The sequence below is a fragment of the Marisediminitalea aggregata genome (assembly GCF_900129565.1).
GTDB lineage: Bacteria > Pseudomonadota > Gammaproteobacteria > Enterobacterales > Alteromonadaceae > Alteromonas > Alteromonas aggregata.
Genome location: NZ_FQWD01000004.1, coordinates 389,684 through 406,634, shown reverse-complemented (window position 1 = coordinate 406,634; position 16,951 = coordinate 389,684). Strand labels below are relative to the sequence as shown.

The 16,951-nt window shown below is 49.5% G+C and carries 18 protein-coding genes; 7 read left to right on the top strand and 11 right to left on the bottom strand.

Going from position 1 to position 16,951, the window contains the following annotated elements; genetic code table 11:
- Positions 1–25: 25 nt before the first annotated feature.
- The 3 genes from BUB81_RS13325 to BUB81_RS13315 are packed head-to-tail and all read right to left on the bottom strand — an operon-like array spanning position 26 to position 2,517.
- Positions 26–844 (bottom strand): cobalamin-binding protein, encoded by an 819-nt coding sequence (locus BUB81_RS13325; RefSeq protein WP_073323543.1) that lies wholly within the window; start codon positions 842–844, stop codon positions 26–28.
- Positions 841–1,791, bottom strand: a complete 951-nt coding sequence (locus BUB81_RS13320) for a cobalamin biosynthesis protein CobD/CbiB (protein WP_073323541.1) — start codon at positions 1,789–1,791, stop codon at positions 841–843. The genes BUB81_RS13325 and BUB81_RS13320 overlap by 4 nt, the downstream gene beginning before the upstream one ends.
- Before the next feature lie 21 nt (positions 1,792–1,812).
- Positions 1,813–2,517, bottom strand: a complete 705-nt coding sequence (locus BUB81_RS13315) for a 5'-methylthioadenosine/adenosylhomocysteine nucleosidase (protein WP_073323539.1) — start codon at positions 2,515–2,517, stop codon at positions 1,813–1,815.
- Positions 2,518–2,664: 147 nt separating this feature from the next.
- Between BUB81_RS13315 and BUB81_RS13310 the strand changes: the two genes are divergently transcribed.
- Complete coding sequence (locus tag BUB81_RS13310) at positions 2,665–3,873, top strand: hypothetical protein (protein ID WP_073323537.1); 1,209 nt, start codon at positions 2,665–2,667, stop codon at positions 3,871–3,873.
- Positions 3,873–4,307, top strand: a complete 435-nt coding sequence (locus tag BUB81_RS13305) for a hypothetical protein (protein WP_139241581.1) — start codon at positions 3,873–3,875, stop codon at positions 4,305–4,307. The genes BUB81_RS13310 and BUB81_RS13305 overlap by 1 nt, the downstream gene beginning before the upstream one ends.
- 34 nt (positions 4,308–4,341) lie before the next feature.
- Here BUB81_RS13305 and BUB81_RS13300 read toward each other — a convergent pair whose 3' ends face one another.
- The 3 genes from BUB81_RS13300 to BUB81_RS13290 form a co-directional block, all read right to left on the bottom strand.
- A complete protein-coding gene (locus BUB81_RS13300; protein WP_073323535.1) occupies positions 4,342–4,941 on the bottom strand; it encodes a DUF2726 domain-containing protein in 600 nt (199 codons plus the stop codon).
- 116 nt (positions 4,942–5,057) lie between these two features.
- Positions 5,058–5,498, bottom strand: coding sequence for a hypothetical protein (locus tag BUB81_RS13295; protein ID WP_139241580.1), 441 nt, complete (start codon positions 5,496–5,498; stop codon positions 5,058–5,060).
- Between the two features lie 100 nt (positions 5,499–5,598).
- Complete coding sequence (locus tag BUB81_RS13290; RefSeq protein ID WP_073323909.1) at positions 5,599–6,513, bottom strand: LysR family transcriptional regulator; 915 nt, start codon at positions 6,511–6,513, stop codon at positions 5,599–5,601.
- A gap of 124 nt (positions 6,514–6,637) precedes the next feature.
- On the opposite strand from BUB81_RS13290, the gene BUB81_RS13285 reads away from it, so the two are divergent.
- Positions 6,638–7,393 carry an SDR family NAD(P)-dependent oxidoreductase gene (locus tag BUB81_RS13285; RefSeq protein WP_073323531.1) on the top strand — a complete coding sequence of 252 codons (756 nt, stop codon included), beginning with the start codon at positions 6,638–6,640 and terminating at the stop codon, positions 7,391–7,393.
- 290 nt (positions 7,394–7,683) lie between these two features.
- Here BUB81_RS13285 and BUB81_RS13280 read toward each other — a convergent pair whose 3' ends face one another.
- Both BUB81_RS13280 and BUB81_RS13275 read right to left on the bottom strand, forming a co-directional pair.
- Positions 7,684–8,886 (bottom strand): alpha/beta hydrolase-fold protein, encoded by a 1,203-nt coding sequence (locus BUB81_RS13280; RefSeq protein ID WP_073323529.1) that lies wholly within the window; start codon positions 8,884–8,886, stop codon positions 7,684–7,686.
- 120 nt (positions 8,887–9,006) lie between these two features.
- A complete protein-coding gene (locus BUB81_RS13275) occupies positions 9,007–9,906 on the bottom strand; it encodes a LysR family transcriptional regulator (RefSeq protein WP_073323527.1) in 900 nt (299 codons plus the stop codon).
- 118 nt (positions 9,907–10,024) lie between these two features.
- Here BUB81_RS13275 and BUB81_RS13270 point away from each other — a divergent pair, with 118 nt between their 5' ends.
- Complete coding sequence (locus tag BUB81_RS13270) at positions 10,025–10,768, top strand: SDR family oxidoreductase (RefSeq protein WP_073323525.1); 744 nt, start codon at positions 10,025–10,027, stop codon at positions 10,766–10,768.
- A gap of 252 nt (positions 10,769–11,020) precedes the next feature.
- Here BUB81_RS13270 and BUB81_RS13265 read toward each other — a convergent pair whose 3' ends face one another.
- Genes BUB81_RS13265 through BUB81_RS13255 form a run of 3 tightly spaced genes read right to left on the bottom strand, consistent with a single transcriptional unit; the run spans position 11,021 to position 13,325 of the window.
- Positions 11,021–12,088: a phosphotransferase family protein gene (locus tag BUB81_RS13265; protein WP_073323523.1), complete on the bottom strand. Its 1,068-nt coding sequence runs from the start codon at positions 12,086–12,088 to the stop codon at positions 11,021–11,023.
- A 9-nt stretch (positions 12,089–12,097) separates the two neighbouring features.
- Positions 12,098–12,862: an SDR family NAD(P)-dependent oxidoreductase gene (locus BUB81_RS13260; protein ID WP_073323521.1), complete on the bottom strand. Its 765-nt coding sequence runs from the start codon at positions 12,860–12,862 to the stop codon at positions 12,098–12,100.
- Positions 12,863–12,872: 10 nt separating this feature from the next.
- Complete coding sequence (locus tag BUB81_RS13255; protein WP_073323519.1) at positions 12,873–13,325, bottom strand: MaoC/PaaZ C-terminal domain-containing protein; 453 nt, start codon at positions 13,323–13,325, stop codon at positions 12,873–12,875.
- Positions 13,326–13,435: 110 nt separating this feature from the next.
- Here BUB81_RS13255 and BUB81_RS13250 point away from each other — a divergent pair, with 110 nt between their 5' ends.
- Genes BUB81_RS13250 through BUB81_RS13240 form a run of 3 tightly spaced genes read left to right on the top strand, consistent with a single transcriptional unit; the run spans position 13,436 to position 16,939 of the window.
- On the top strand, positions 13,436–14,227 hold the full coding sequence (locus tag BUB81_RS13250; RefSeq protein ID WP_073323517.1) for an SDR family NAD(P)-dependent oxidoreductase: 792 nt from the start codon (positions 13,436–13,438) through the stop codon (positions 14,225–14,227).
- A complete protein-coding gene (surE, locus tag BUB81_RS13245) occupies positions 14,224–15,021 on the top strand; it encodes a 5'/3'-nucleotidase SurE (RefSeq protein WP_073323515.1) in 798 nt (265 codons plus the stop codon). The genes BUB81_RS13250 and surE overlap by 4 nt, the downstream gene beginning before the upstream one ends.
- On the top strand, positions 15,014–16,939 hold the full coding sequence (locus tag BUB81_RS13240; RefSeq protein WP_073323514.1) for an AMP-binding protein: 1,926 nt from the start codon (positions 15,014–15,016) through the stop codon (positions 16,937–16,939). Before surE ends, BUB81_RS13240 begins: the two co-directional genes overlap by 8 nt.
- The last annotated feature ends 12 nt before the right edge of the window (positions 16,940–16,951 follow it).

Sequence of the window (16,951 nt, the reverse complement as noted above, 5' to 3'; positions counted from 1 at the left end):
AACCCCTCCGTTGCACTTCTCGCTGCTAATTTATGGTTTTCTCACGTACAGAATCAATACGTTCACACAGCTCGCCGATTGCAGGCACAATGCGAAGCGAAAAACGGTGTAATGCGTTGGCATTGGCGCGGATAAGCGGTGCCTGAATAAGTGCTCCATGGCTTTGCCAGAACGCCGTCAACGCTTCTTCAGACTGGTCACTGGCGGCCACTAATAATTCTGGCTGGCGCGCAACAACCTGGCGAACGGTAACCTGAGGATAATCAATCGGCGAATCGTTAAATATATGCTCAGCGCGACACAACGACAAGGCCTGATTAGCCCATGCATCGGCACCTATAGTCATAAGTGGTTGTTGCCACATGTAATAGAATACCGACACCGGCTGACTATGCGCATACAGGCTTTGAATGCTTTGCAATTGAGCACGGTATTGCTGAGTAAGCTGACGCGCCAGTTCGGCCTTGTCCAGTTTGGCTGCGAGCGCAGATAGCTCTGTAGCAATGTCATCCAGCGTTTTAGGTTGAGATACAAATACGTCAAACCCCAGTGACTTTAGCCGTGCGATGTCCTGGGGCTTGTTGCCGCCGCCCCAGGCAAGGATCAGATCAGGCTCCAGCGCCATCAGTGCGGTAAAATCCACGCCCTGATAATCAGCCACAACGGGCAGAGCGCTAGCGGCCGCCGGGTAGTCGCTAAATGCACTTACAGCGACTAACTGAGATTCCAGTTCAAGGCTATATATCCACTCAGTTAAATGCGGGGCCAATGTGACGATCCGGGTCTTTGCCAATACCTGGTTACTGACTACAAGCAGAGCTAAACCTATCCATGTGTATTTCATTTTGTTATTTGCCAAGAGGTTATCATTACCAGCGTGAGTAAAATCATACCCAGCCAAGTTGCGCGGTTAATGGCACGCAACACATAAGTTAAATCGGAAAAACGTACCTGGTTCGCACCACCGACGCGCTGATGCCGAACGGTACGATCATTATAAATATTAGGGCCACCCAGAATAATGTTCATGCTGCCACCAAACATGGCGAGCACAGTACTGGTGAGATCTTTTTGTCGGGCATTGCGCCATGCCGCAACACCTTTCAACGGTGAGGTCACCAGCATGAGCAGCATTGTACCTATCACATATCCAGGCCAAATCAGCACCTGAGTAAGGTAGTATGCGGGTATACTAAACCGTTCGAAGCCCGGCCGCTGTCGATGCCATTGCCAGCGAAACTCCAGCAACAATCGGTATCCGAGGGCGGCAATCGGACCGGCCAGCAAAAACCAAAACAGTACCCCAATAAACTGTTGTAAAAATCGCAGTAAATACGACTCGATAGCCGCCTTGGCGATACCGATGTCAGACAGCCGGTCGGTTTGGCGTGCTACCAAGTGACTCACCCGCTCACGAGCCAGCAGCTTTTTTTGTTTCGATAAGCAATAAACAACGGCTTTGTATTGTTTTCTTATGTTGTAAAAGCCAACACAGCCAAACAAGATCAGCCCGTCGACAACCTGTTTGAACTCCATTGCACTGATAATGATGGCAACCACAACCAGCATAGGCACCAACAAAACAATGATACCCAGAGTGCCTGAAATATAGTGTTGAGACGTTGGTGCTGTCTGGTCAGGCAATACCCGCGTTGCCAGGTTAAGTACCATGAGACGGTAGAGCGTCACCGGATTAAAACGATCGGGTATATGCCAGACTCTGTCGACGAGGATCACCAGCAGCACTGTCATTAATGCGATAAGCCAGGGTGAGAGTTCGCTGCTGGTCATAGTGAGGGTATAGCGTTCCGTTTAGTCTTGTTTGGCCAGTACCGCAATCATTTGCATAACGAGTTCTGCAGAGTGCTTGGCGGCTTTTTCAAGGTAGGACTGGAAAGATACCGTTGAGGTTTTGCCTGCAATATCAGACAAAGAGCGGATCACTAAAAACGGTGTGCTGAGCATAAAACAGGTTTGTGCAATGGCAGCACCTTCCATTTCAACGGCGGCCATAGTCGGGAACGCCTCGCGTAAACGCGCAGCCGCCTCGTCACTGCCAATAAACGAATCACCCGTGCAGATAAGGCCGCGTTTGGTGGTGACATCCAGCGATTGCTCTGCTGCCTGTTCCGCAGCCAGAATCAGCGTTTCGTCGCTTTCGTAAGTCGCAGGCATACCAGCAGCCTGACCAAGCGTATAACCAAAGTGGGTGATGTCGATATCGTGGTGCAGTACAGAGGTCGCAATCACCAAATCGCCAATGTTCAAGTCGGTATCGAAGCCACCGGCTGAACCCGTATTGACCACGTAGTCCGGCGCAAACCGATCTACCAGTGCAGTAGTCGCGACTGCGGCTGCAACCTTACCAATACCACACTTTACTACGACCACTTCTACGCCGTGTAACGAGCCGGTGTAAAACGTTAAATGTTTCCACTCCACTACTTCCGGGTTGTCTAAGCTGGCCTGAAGTAGCGCAACTTCCTGATCCATTGCGCCAAGAATTCCAATTTTCATGGGATACCTTTTGATTGTGTGAAAAACTGATGTCACTCAGTATGGTCAATAAGAAGCCCGAAAGTCTAATATGAATAGCAATATTCTCATAGCAAATCGCCAAATTAATCTATACTCAGCGATGACAGTGGTTGATAGGGTAAAGGTATGTACAAGCGCCTTAACATGCGCGTTTTATTGTGTCTCGCAGCGGCTTGCTTAAGCGCAAGTCAGGTTTGCTACGGTGCCGAAAAATTAGAAATATCCGGCTTTGGCCGATTGGTTGCGGGTTATCTCGACGACAATAACGTCTCGTTTGAAGGCTACACCAATGAATTGACATTCAGTGAACAAAGTTTACTGGCGATACAGGCTGATTATCATTTAACTGATACCCTTTCAGTGACGTCCCAGTTATTGGCCCACAACAATAGTGAGCGTGACTCAGGCATTGAATGGTTTTACCTGACTTACGAACCAAATTCTCAGTGGTTATTTAAAGCGGGCAAGATGCGTACGCCCTTTTACCATTATTCCGATGTGCTGGATGTCGGCTTTGCTTATGCCTGGCTCTCTCCTCCGCAACAACTCTACAGCGCTTTTTTGTTTAACCAGTACGAAGGCGTAAGCGGTATTCACCGGTTTTCTCTGGGTCAGGTAAGTGGTGCGATTGAGCTTTATACCGGTCGTTACAATGGGAATACGAGCTTTCAACAAAAGCGTTATCCCACTGACATCGATAATTTGCAGGGCGTGGTTTTCAATGCCATTGTAGGGAATCACCTTAAACTTCGATCTTCGTATATCACCGCTGACTTTGCGTTGGATCTAGAGGAAATTACAGAATTTGCCAATATCTTGCGAGGCGCGGGGTTCGTGCAGAGTGCCAACTCGCTTACCATGGAGGGCGAATTTGATATATATCAGTTAGGCGCCATTTACGAAGAGTTTGACTATCATTTGGCCTGGGAATGGATGAAGATTACGTCCAATACCATCTTGGCACCTAACATTGCCAGTTACTACGTTCAAGGTGGCTATGTATTCGATTCGGTTACAGCCCACTTAACATTTGCAAATCTCATCACATCTGATGTCGAGCCAGTCAATGAAATACCGTTTGGTGTTAACCCCGGGCTGGATCAATTATTCATTGCGTATAACACCACGCTGCAGCGTACCAAGGCGTCTGATTTAAAGAGTCTGACCCTTGGCGTAAGATGGGACGCGGGCGTAAATGTGGCATTTAAAGCTGAAGTAAGTCATTATCAGGGCGGAGTTGGTATTTCTACTTTTGAGCCACTCTCTGAAAGCGCAGCAAGTGCGTTTGATGAGCGGGCGAACTTGTATCAATTTGGAATGGAGTTTGTGTTCTGATGCGATATTTTATGAAGTTGTCATTGGTACTGGTGTGTTGGGGGGCAATAGGCTCCGGCGAGAGCGTGGCTGAAAGTCGGGATGTGGTGGTTGTTGCTAACGTTGAAAATAAAGATATCCGACTGGACAAGCGCGAAGTCAGAAACTTGTTCATGGGTAACACTATTGACGTGGTGCTAGAGCCGGTGTCGCTACCGCCTGAAACCTTAACCCGAGCGGTATTTAATACCAAAATCATTGGTCTGACGGAGTCTAGGATTCAGTCGTACTGGTCGCAAATGCGTTTTAGCGGGCGTTCAAAGCCGCCCAAGGAAATGCAGGATGTCGAGAATTTACTGGCGTATATTTCAACGCATAAAGGCACGGTGGCTTTTTTCCCTGCCGACGTGCCGATTCCGGATCATTTAACTGTTGTTTATCAAACCAGGCAATAACCAGTGTGGTATTGCCTGGAGGGTATTGTTGAGTTTAAGCAGCGACCTGCTGACCACCTGCTTGACGGCTTGAGCGAACCGGGCGGGTAGGGCGCTTCGGCGCTGGTGGATTCATCTTACTGGCGTCCAGTTTAGCCTGCTGTTTGCGCAAAGGCAGTAACTTGGTTTCAACGCATTCACGCACTTCTTCTACCGAATAGCCTGATTTCACTTTGAACCGCGCATGGGGAATGCCAGCTGCATCCAGTGCGCCGCTTACAAACCAGTCGCGCTGGGTTTTATAACCTTCTTTGCCTTGCTTGTGCACTAAATCAATAGCCAGCACCGGCGTCATGTCGTCACGACGACACAACACAAAATCGAGTTGTTTACTGCCTGCACGCAGCAGCGCCTGACGCGCCTGACGCTTGTTCGCTGAAGTGCGCACCGCCAGTAAGTCGTTAAGTCGCACACGTGAAACAATGCGAAATTCCCGGCCAACGGCTTGTTCAAGCAAATTAATAAACGTGTGTTCTACCTGAGTAAACAGTTGCTGCTTTTTACGGAAAGGAAAACTCACACCGTGATCAGCGAGCTTAAGCGCACCAATCGCAACAACAATCAGTAACATAAATAAGACAATGGCAAGTTCCATAATTTCCTCAATGTGTATCAGTCCGAAGTGTCAAAAAAATGACTTTCCGGCGCCGTTATCGAACGTATTGAAGAAATTGCAAAGGCAATGCCAATAATGATAGGAGAGGTTAAGGGCTATTCCGCAGCTGATGATTCGGTGGAGGTTTGGGTGTCAGCAACTACTAAAATATCGATTTGTGCACCCTCACCGTCGGGGGATACCACCACGCGAACGTCACCTGCGTCATTGGTTAACAGGATTCTGGCGTTGTGTTCGCCTTTCAGGTGCAGGTCAGGCATCAGTGCCAGATAAAATGCAACCAGCGCATCGGTAGAGTCATTAACAAAATACACCATAGACGCAGGCATCTGTGCGTCAAAACGCTGACACTGACGCGCTTCTTCATGAATTTTAACGGCATAAAATGATGCTGGGCATGACGTGATATCAGGCTGCGACTCAGGGGCCGAGGTTGCGTGAGCAGACATACTCAGCGTCATCATCGAAAAGCCCAAGGCAGAAAGTAGGTACCGGCGCATAGTCATGTAGGTCGTCATGTATCGAATATTAGTCATACTCACACTATAGGAGAGCAAGCGTCGACTGGCAATGCCTTACCATTCACAAAGGGTATACGTTCGAGTGGTTAGGTATAGGGCCAACGGAAGTGGGATATCAGATGTTCGTAGTATCGGGACCCATGTCATTCAACATATTTACCAGCCAGTCAGCGAACGCTTTTAATCGCGGAGATAACTGCTGTCTGGAGGGATAAATTAAATTTACCGGCATAGCGGGCGCTTCGAACTCTTTTAATACGCAAATAAGACGACCATTGGCTATCTCTTGCTCTACACCAACTATCGGGAGCTGAGCTATTCCCAAGCCGTTCAGGCAAGCAGAATAATAGGCCTCTGTCCCATTTACCGCGAGGGCACTTGGCATGGTCAGGGTGTGTGTGCCGTCAACAGTAGTATATTCAAACTCGCCGGCACGCTGACTCAGTGAGTGGGAATAATCAATCAATTTGTGATGCTGCAGATCTTCCAGCGCTTTCGGAATACCGAAGCGCATTGCATAAGACTGACTTACACAGTTCACAACACGGTAGCGCAACAGCGGTCTGGCAATCAGGCTGCTGTCTGCTAAATCGCCCACTCTGATCACACAGTCAATGCCTTCTTTAATCATATCAATGCGGTGATCGTAGCTGCTGATGCGTAGTCTCAAATTGGAGTGCTTCTCAATAAAGTCGCCCAGTTTAGGTATAAGGATATTTGACGCAAACCGGCTTGGCATATCCACACGCAACTCGCCGCGCAAATCAGCTGGGTTGCTCACAAACTGCGTTTCCATGGCTTCGAGTTCTGCCAGTAATGCGCGGCATTGCGGTAAAAAGGCCTCACCGTCGGGCGTTAAGCTCACCCGGCGAGTGCTACGATGCAGCAAGCGGGTACCGAGGGTTTTCTCCAGGTTTTGTACCGCCTGAGATATACTGGATTTAGGTAACCCCAGGTATTCTGCGGCCCCGCTAAAACTGCCTATTCTGGCGGTTTCTGAAAACCGGGTTAACATCTCAAATTTGTCCATCGTGCAGCTCATTGTTTGTTTTAATTGAACAATGTTATCGGTTTCGCTGTGTTTTTCAAACAATAAACAGAGCATAAACTGTCTCTGAATTATCCCTTCAGGTCTTAAACACAGAGGCAAAAAGATGAACAAAATGGCATTAATTACCGGCGGAAGCAGAGGGTTAGGCAGGGCGGGTGCATTGGCACTGGCGGCAGAGGGCTGCGACGTTGTAATCACTTATCACAGTAATAAAGAGGCGGCTGATTCACTGGTAAAAGAAGTCGAGTGGGCCGGTCAACAAGCGCTGGCCATGCAATTGGATACCGCTGCCATTGATAGTTTTGACGCTTTTGTTGCAAATTTAACGCACCAGCTAACCAATAAAATTGGCCGTAATAGTATTGATTACCTGGTGAATAATGCGGGTGCGGGCATCAATGCCCCGTTTGCAGACACTACACTGGAGCAGGTGGATAGCTTATTAAACATGCATGTGAAAGGGCCGTATTTTTTGACCCAATCACTGCTGCCGGTGATTGCCGATGGCGGCGCAATCTTAAACGTGTCTTCAGGGCTCAGTCGTTTTTGTTTTCCGGGTTACAGCGCCTACGGCATGGCAAAGGGCGCGGTAGAGGTTATGACCCGATACATGGCGAAAGAGCTTGGCCCGCGAAAGATTCGGGTGAACACCCTGGCACCTGGTGCCATTGAAACGGATTTCCGTGGCGGTGAGGTTAGGGACAACCAAGCGCTCAATCAGGCCATTGCTTCACAAACTGCGTTAGGACGGGTTGGATTGCCAGATGATATCGGCGGCGCTATCGCCACGCTCTTAAGTGAAAAGAGTTACTGGATTAACGGCCAGCGTATCGAAGCATCGGGCGGTATGATGTTGTAATTAATATTCTGTCTTTCAGTGCCGCCGAATCACTTAACTTGCTGATACTGAGAGGCAGATTCCCGCTTATCTTCACTATACGTTACTCGCGAAATACAACCCGACGCTTTCCTTGTAACTTATTTGCAGACATACAGGAAATGCCTCCCCCCGTCATCCCTTAAACGCCGCTCCACGTCATCCCTTAAATGCCTCCCACCCGTCGTCCCTTAAATGCCTCCCACCCGTCGTCCCTTAAATGCCTCTCACCCGTCGTCCCTGAAACGCGCAGCGTTATCAGGGATCTTTGCTTACAACGGCTCAGTAACCGTTACCTTCTTGTCAGTGAGTTGCTGACGCTCTTCATCCGTCAAGTCGTCTCTGCTCAGCAACATATTTACCTGTTCTAGGGCTTTTTCTTTATTCCCCAGTTGCAAATAGGCATCAATAATATGGACCCGCGAGCGATATGTAGTGGGATCCTGCTTAATGTTGTAGCTGAAATATTTGATCGCTTCAGCGGGGTTTTGCAGGTAATGCAGTTGACCTAACCCTTCATCGAACATCTCCCATTCTTTAGGTTCGATTTTGTAGCCATACAGGGTAGATAGTTCGTTGAAATGAGCTAGTACACTCTCGTAACCCTCGAGTGCGGTTTGATAGGGAATTGACCATTGAGGATATAAACCTCTGAGTGCCCCAATAACACCATAAATTGGCGTGTTTTGGTGTGGCTCGTTTGGAAAGTACTCGACTTTGAAACGCAAACTTTGCGTATTCAGATCTGCAAATGCGCTTTCTATTTGTCGAATGCCAGACAGCATTTGCACGCCTTCCGGGGAGTCAGACTCCGGATTGCCTTCATTCCCAATATTCATGTACAGAAAGTTTCTGTGGGAAGGGTTTTTATTGATGAACTTGATAATGTCGCGGACTGTTTCCCCGTTATTCCAAAAAAGGGAAGGGCTAAACGCAAAGTGCGCCTGGAACAAGTCGGGCTTTTTATGAAAACTATGCGAAACAAGCAGTCCACCGTATGAATGACCCGAGAGTATCCTGAACTCTTCGGTACGAAACTTTGCGTCTATGAAGGGAATGACTTCCTGTTCAATAAACCGCAAGTAGGTATCTGCTCCACCGCTTTGTTCTTCATAATTGACGTCAGGCGTTGGGGTAAAATCCCGGCCTCTGTTAGCTGTAGAAATCCCGACCACGATCATTTGGGGGGCGTTATTATAGCCGACCAGCGGTTCAAGAATGCCAGATACCAGCGGCAAGCCTACAGGCGCATCTAATGTGTAAAGCACCGGATAACGATAGTGTTGACTGAATTCACTTTCATACTGAAAAGGTAATTGAACATAGATATCAATGGTTTCATTTAATACAGCAGACGTGATCGCTATTTTTTGAAAGGGAAGGTGACGCTCAACGGCATTCTCTTTAAATGAATCCGAGTATGCGCTGCATGTTGTTAAGATGAACAACACGATCATACTGACAAACTTAGTCATACAACATCCTTATTTTTATGCCTGTTTACCAGGTTGTTCTTAACAGTAAGTTATTGTTCAAAAAGAGTCTAGTTGCTTGCATATCATCTAGGAATCTAATACCCATAAGCAAATGTTCACTCAAATCCCACTGTTCGAAATGTTGCTAACCAATTCATCAAATATAACTCGAACGCGCTTGGGAACCGGGCCTCTTTGGGGCCGGTAAATAAACAATGTCCAGGGCTCGGGATCATATTCCTTAAGGACCCGAATCAACGTTTTATTGTTCAGTTCTTTATTGGCTAGGAAGCTGGGAACCTGAGCAAAAACCAGTCCATCCAGTGCGGCTTTGAACTCCGCTTCTGCATCGTCAAATACAATGCGCGAGTTGAAAGAATGCAGTTCGTTGGCCGATTTAAAATACCAGGGCCATGTTCGGCCTGTGCCGGGGTCTAATACCGATGAAGTGGGAAGGTGATGTAAATCGCTCGGGGTTTGAGGGCTCCCTAGTTGTTGAATGAGTTCCGGCGCTGCCACAACAAAGAATTCAATTTGTCCGATTTTCTTAACGATAAAGCGATTGTCACGAATAAAACCAATCCGCAAACCAATGTCGATACGTTCTTCAACCACATCAGCACGCTTATCACTGAGCATGAGTTCTATATTAATGTCAGGGTATTTTTTCAGTAATTGCACCACAATTGGGGTAACAACTGAGCGTCCAAAACCCAGTGGGGCAGCAATTCTTACTTTTCCGGCAAGTCCTTCATTCGCCTCTTCGGCATTGCGCTCAAATAAAGCATCAAATTCTTTGATCAACGGTTTTGCTTTATCGAACAGGCGGTGGCCAAAGTGAGTCAGTTGCATGTGGCGTGTATTCCGGTGGAACAGTAATTCACCCTGCAAGTTTTCGAGCTCTTTTATTGCGCGTGTCACAGCTTGAGGCGAAATGCTTAATTTTACTGCAGTTTCTTTGAAGCTCAGATTTTCTGCGGCAACACTAAAAATTCGAAGCATTTCCAGTTTGTTATTCATTTATTTATTTATTCCTATTTTTGGAATTCAGAAAGCGTATCAAATTCATATACTGGAATACATCCATACCAGATAATTTGTCTGCATCGTGCATTTGGCAATTTATTTGGAGACAGATATGAGTGATTCAATTCAAGGTAAAGTAGTAGTTATTACAGGTGCCAGCAGTGGTTTAGGGGAAGCTACTGCTCGTCATCTGGCGAGCCTGGGCGCAAAGGTGGTACTGGGTGCCAGACGAACCGAAAAGTTACGAGCAATCTGTGTAGATATTCAGCGCGCAGGCGGTGAAGCGACTTTCAACACAATGGACGTCACGTCGTTGGAAAGCGTGAAGGATTTGGTGGATTTGGCGGTGCAAACTTACGGCAAACTGGACGTTATTATTAATAACGCAGGGTTGATGTCTATTGCACCGTTACAAGAGCTGAAAGTGGATGAATGGAATAGCATGATCGATATTAATATCAAAGGTGTACTCAACGGGATCGCCGCTGCGTTACCGGTATTTGAAGATCAGCAATCAGGCCATTTTATTAATATTTCTTCTGTTGCGGGCTTAAAAGTATTCAGCCCAGGCGGAACTGTGTACAGCGGAACTAAATTTGCTGTTCGTGCAATATCTGAAGGACTTCGCCATGAGGTTGGTGGAAATATTCGTACCACGTCGATTGAACCGGGTGCGGTTGACTCTGAGTTAAAATACGGCTCGTCACATCAGGCAAGTTCTGACTTCGTGGTGGATTTCTACAAACAAGCTATCCCTGCAGATTCAGTTGCCAGGGCGATTGCCTACGCCATCGAGCAGCCACGTGATGTGGATATCAACGAAATTGTATTACGCCCTACTGTGCAGGAATTTTGATGTAGCGGGTGTTGTATCCGCTCCTAAGATCCCTGATAACGCTGTGCGTTTCAGGGATGACGGGAAGTATGGTTTCAGTTAAATGGAGCGTAGCAACCCAGCTTGAAGATGAGTGGAGTTTCAATTCGGCTCTCATTAGCGTTGCCGGGCGGTTGTTGTGCAAGGTACCGAGATCCCTGATAACGCTGCGCGTTTCAGGGACGATGGGAAGTATGGTTTCAGGGATGACGGTTTGTGGTGTTTCAGGGCATGTTAACTCACCAACTTTGCAGCAGTAGTGGCCAGTAATGCGGCTCGTGCGCCTACTGTTAGGGCGTTGGCGGAGCTGGCGTTACCCTGAATGGCTCTGGCGTACACGCCTTGTAAAATGGCAGCGAGCCGGAACATGGAAAACGCCACATAGAAGGGCCATTGTTCAATGTTGTCACGACCTGTGCCACTGCAGTAGCGTTGGATAAACTCTGCCTCAGTAGGGATGCCGCGCGTTTCAAGGTCTATACCCACCAACCCTTTTGTGCCGGTGTCGTCTTGTGGCAGGTGATAGGGAATACAGCAATAGGCCAGATCGGCTAGTGGATGCCCTAAGGTGGATAGCTCCCAATCCAGCACAGCAGCCACATCTTTGCTATCGCTGTTAAACAACAGATTACCAATCCGAAAGTCACCGTGTACTAAGCACGTAGTAGTATCGGCAGGGATGTTGTCGGGCAGATAGGCCATTAAATACTGCATGGCTCTGGCACCTTCGCCACCGCCTGCTGGTGGTTCACAAGACTGGCGGTATTGTTCGCTCCAGCGTTTAATCTGGCGCGCGTAATAGTCACCACCTCTGGCGTAATCATCAAGGCCAACACTGGCAATATCGACATTGTGCAGAGCGGCCAGTGTGTCGGCCATACTGGCGTATATATGTTGTGTGTCAGACGCCGACAACCCTTCGCAGGCCGGATGTTCGATCAGCAATCCCGGCACATAGTCCATGACATAGAACTCGGTACCAATAATGCTTTGATCGTCGCAGTAGCAAATCATGGTAGGCACCGGTACAGGCGTATTAGCTAGCGCCGCCATTACCCGGTATTCCCGGTTGATCTGATGGGCAGACGGGAGCAGCTTTCCAACAGGCTTTTTACGCAGCACCCACTGGTGATCGTCGGCAATGACTTTGAAGGTCGGGTTGGATTGCCCGCCCTGAAACTGCTGAATTGAGAAGTTACTGAACGTCTGATTCAGTGTTGTTTGCAAATAGGCTTGCAGTGCCGACTCGTCAAAAGCATGGGCAGCGAGCACATCGACTAAGGTGGCTTCATGAGCACTCATAATACCTCCTTAACAAATAGTCGTGCCGCCATCGGCGACTAAATACTGGCCAGTCATGTAGGCCGAGGCGTCCGTAGCCAAAAACTGAGCGACGCCCGCGATGTCGATAGGCTGCCCGAGCCGGCGAAGTGGCGTCTGGTTTTCTACAATGGCTTTGCGTTTAGGGTCTTCTACCAGCGCTTTGGCAAAGTCAGTGACCACCACGCCCGGTGCAATGGCGTTTACGCGAATACCTTTTGGCCCCCACTCAACAGCCAGGTTACGGGTAAGCGCAGCTTCAGCGGCTTTTGACATACCGTAGCAACCAATTTTGTCGTTGCCTTTAATGGCTGCGATGCTCGACAGTAAAATCACCGAACCGCCACCGGCTTCAGCCATGCCGGGAAGTACCATGTTGCACAGCCAAAAGGTGCTTTTTACATTGGTATCCATGATTTTGTCCCAGGCGTCGTCAGTTAACTCTGACAGCGGCCCGTACACCGGGTTAGTGGCGGCGTTACATACCAACACATCAATCTTTCCCCAGGTAGCGAGCGTGGTATCTACCAGATCCTGCAACTGCGCTTTGTCGCCAATATGGCAAGGCTTGGCAATTGCCTCGTAACCCTTCTCGCGTAAGTCGTTAGCCACGGCTTCGCAGACTTCCGCCTTACGGCTGGAAATTACGACCTTTGCACCGGCAGCGGCATAGGTTTCGGCAATACTCAGGCCGATGCCTTTGGTTGAACCGGTGATCAACGCCACCTTATCTTTCAGAGAAAACAAATCTTGCATAACAGCCTCCTTATGGAATTAACAACGCCAGTGTGCGGGCAACCACAGCGGGCTTATCGTGATCCCGTATTTGCAACTCGGCATCTACGGTGAGTTGAATACCTTTGGGTTTGTGCAAGACCTCAACAAGGGCAAATGATGCACGAACTTCGGCATCCGCTGGCACTGGGGTAATAAATCGGCAGCGGTCGAGGCCGTAATTGATTTTGCTGGTCATGCCATCTACCGAATACACCTGTTGAGCAAGGTGCGGTAGCAGCGCCAACAGTAAATAGCCGTGGGCAATGGGGGCGTCAAAGCCAGAGGCTCTGGCTGCGTCTGCATTCAGGTGAATGCCCTGAAAGTCCAGTGTGGTATCTGCAAAGGCGTTGACCTGTTGCTGACTAAGGTTAAACCACGGGCTAACACCCAGTGCTTTTCCAACGTGTTTGTCGAGTGCGTCGACAGATTCAAAATTCATCATTTATTTTTTCTTGCGGTATTCAGTTTCGTATAGCAGAATAAACAAATCATTTACATTGTGCAATCATGCATTTTTCAAAATATTAAATATTGAGAACGGAGCGATGTGCCATGGGAAGATTTACCAACAAGGTGGCTGTGATCTCCGGAGCGGCCAGCGGCATTGGCGCTGCTACTGCAGTGCGGCTGGCAGAGGAAGATATTGCCGGGCTGGTGTTACTGGACCGCAACGAGGAAAATTTAAAAACCGTTGCGCAGGGGTTAAGTCATAAAACCAAAGTTCTCGCGAGCGTGGTGGATATTGCCGACGAAGCTCAGCTAACCCAGGTAATTAACGAAGCGCATACCACCTTCGGCCGCTTTGACGTGTTGTGCAATAACGCGGGTGTTGTCAGCAGCCGAAAGCTTGCCGACGAGCAGGATATTGCAGAATGGCAGCGCGTAATGGCGGTCAACGTGTATGGCTGCGTAAAACTTACCTCGCTGGTGGCTGCGATTATGGCCGGTCAGGCCGAGGGCGGAGCGATTGTGAATACCGCCTCGGTTGCCGGGATCCGCTCTGGTGCGGGAGGCAATGCTTACAGTGCGTCGAAAGCCGCCGTTATCAATTTTACCCAAACCGCCGCCTGCGATTTAGCCAGTAAAGGCATTCGCGTTAATGCCGTGTGTCCGGGTTTAATTGAAACCGGCATGACCAGCCCCTTCTTTGACTTAGCCAGAGAAAAAGGCATTGAACATCGGTTGGGCGAACGCTGTGAATTAAAACGGGCAGGGCAGCCTGCCGAAGTTGCTGCCGCTATCGCCTTCCTGGCCAGTAGCGATGCCAGCTACATTACCGGGCAAGCTCTACCCGTGGATGGCGGCAACACTGCTTCGCTGAATATGCCGGGCATGAAAGTATGAGCCAGCCGCTTTCACAACGCATTCTGATCACCAATGACGATGGCATTGATGCAGAGGGCATTGCGCATTTACAGGCTTTAGCCGGTGAACTCGCAAGCGAAGTGTATGTGGTCGCCCCCAATCAGGACTGCTCCGGGCAGGCCCAGTCGTTATCGTTGCACACACCGCTGCGGGTTACCGAGCACGGTGAGCGACGGTTTAGCGTAAACGGCACTCCCGCTGATTGCGTGTTGCTGGGACTAAACAGCCTGCTGCCAGGGCCAGTGGATGTGGTGTTAAGCGGCATCAATCGCGGGGCTAACGTGGGCGATGCCGTGGGGTTTTCAGGTACTCTGGGCGCTGCCAAAGTGGCCGCACAATTTGGCGTGCCGGCTATAGGACTGAGTCAGGCCTTTAAACGCGCTGACCAGATCTACTGGAGTACTGCAAAAACCTATGCGGCGAGCATTATCCGTGAACTACTGGCCCTGAAGTGGCAAAAAGCCCCCTGTGTGAACATTAACTTTCCGGCCATTCCACCTCAACAGGTACAGGGTGTGGACTGGTGCGAGGGCAGTGAAGGCAGTATTAAGCGGGTAGCTACTGATTGTCGTCGCGACCCGCGTAACCGCGCTTACTACTGGCTTGAGTTTGAACACGATTACCGGCCCATCACAGCTGAAACGTCTGACATTGGCACAATGCGCAAACACCACATTGCCGTGCAAAGCCTGAATCAACCCAATCCCTACCCGGCTGGCACCCGCGTTGTGCCAGCGTTTAATACCACGAATACAGAGACGCCCTATGACTGATTTACCGCCTTTCAAAGAAAACCCCTGGGCAGCACCCAGAGTGAATGTGCAGCGGTGCGACGATGGTTCACTGCTGGTGGACTGCGATCGCGTACCGCAACGCAGTTATCACAACGTTATTGAAATGCTCCAGCGCACGGTTGCTAAGTACCCGAAGCGCCGTTTTATGGCTGAAAAGCGCGCTCATTCACTCGGCGAGCAAGCATGCCAAACCGAAAATGATACAGACTGGACTTTCGTCACTTACGAAGCCATCGACAAGCAAACCGACGCATTGGCACAATGGTTTCTGGATAACACCCAGCCACAAGCTAATGTGATGATTCTGTCGCATAACACCTTGGAGCATGCGGCGGTAAATCTGGCGGGTATGAAAGCCCGTTGCCCCATTGCGCCCATCTCGCCGAATTACTCACTGTTGTCGAAAGACTTTAATAAGTTAAAAGCGATTTTTGCCAAGCTTGAACCCCAGGTCATTTTTGTGCAAAACATCAGTCACTACGGGCGTGCGTTGAAGGCATTGCCTTTGGAACATTGTGTGGTGTTGTACGCCGAAGGCGAGGCGCCGGAAGGGATCTATGCGGTATCGTTTGCCGATGCGGCCAACACCGCTGTGACGTTTCAGGTAGCAGACGCCATTCAGGCAATTCAGGGCGACGATATTGCGAAAATTCTATTTACCTCGGGTTCAACCGGCGAACCCAAAGGCGTAGTGAATACCCACACAAATTTGTGCTCTACGCAGGCTTCACTGCTTACCGTAATAGACGTTGATGAGGAAAATAACCCGCCGATCCTGCTCGACTGGATGCCCTGGCACCACACTTATGGTGGGAATCAGAATGTACACCGGGTAATCAAAAGCGGCGGTACGCTGTATATCGACGACGGTAAGCCGCTTCCGGGGATGTTCGAGAAAACCCTCAACAACATTAAAACCGTACCGCTGAACTGTTACACCACCGTACCGGCTGTATATGCCTTGTTGGTGGATGCGATGGAGCGCGACGACGCGCTACGGGAGGCTTTTTTCCGGCACATGGACTGGTGCAGCTACGGCGGCTCGGATATGCCTCAGGAAACCTTTGATCACTTCCAGCAACTGGCAATCCGCGAAACTGGCAAACGCATCAGTATGATCACCGCACTGGGCGCAACCGAAAGCGCCGCGGTAACTACGATTGTGCACTGGCCAACCACCAAAATGGGCAGCATTGGTTTGCCTATCCCCGGCACGCAGTTGAAGTTAATGCCCAAAGACGACAAATACGAACTGTGCGTAAAAGGCCCGCAAATTACGCCTGGGTATTATCAGGCCGAGGCCCTCAATAAACAGGTGTTCGATAGCGAAGGCTTCTTTCACACCGGAGATGCCGTGCGCTGGCTCGACCCGGAACAGCCGGAAAAAGGGTTGCAGTTTGCCGGCAGGGTAAGTGAAGACTTCAAACTGCTTAACGGCACCTGGGTACATACCAGTATGCTGCGCATCGATTTACAAAGCGTGTTAGCCCCACTGGTGTTTGATGTGGTGATCACCGGTCAGGACAAACCCTATCTGGGGCTGTTGATTTGGCTTAACGAAGACGTCGTAAAACGGGTCTTCGGCATGCCGGACGCCACAGCAGAAGAACTGGCTGCGCACCCTCGCGTGATCGCTCGAATTCGCCAGTCGCTTTACGAACACAACGTACAACACAGCGGCGCGTCTACCCGCATTGAGCGCGCCCGTATACTGACCACGCCGCCAAGTATGGATACCGGCGAGATGTCAGATAAACGTTCTATTAATCAACGAAAAGTACAGGTATTGCGCGCCAACGACGTTGCGGCTTTGTATGCAGACGAACCAGATGATAGCGTATTGTCTGATCTGCGCAGCCCGCAATCGCAGTCCGCCGTTTCACCTGTCGTGAATTAAGCCAATCAGGAA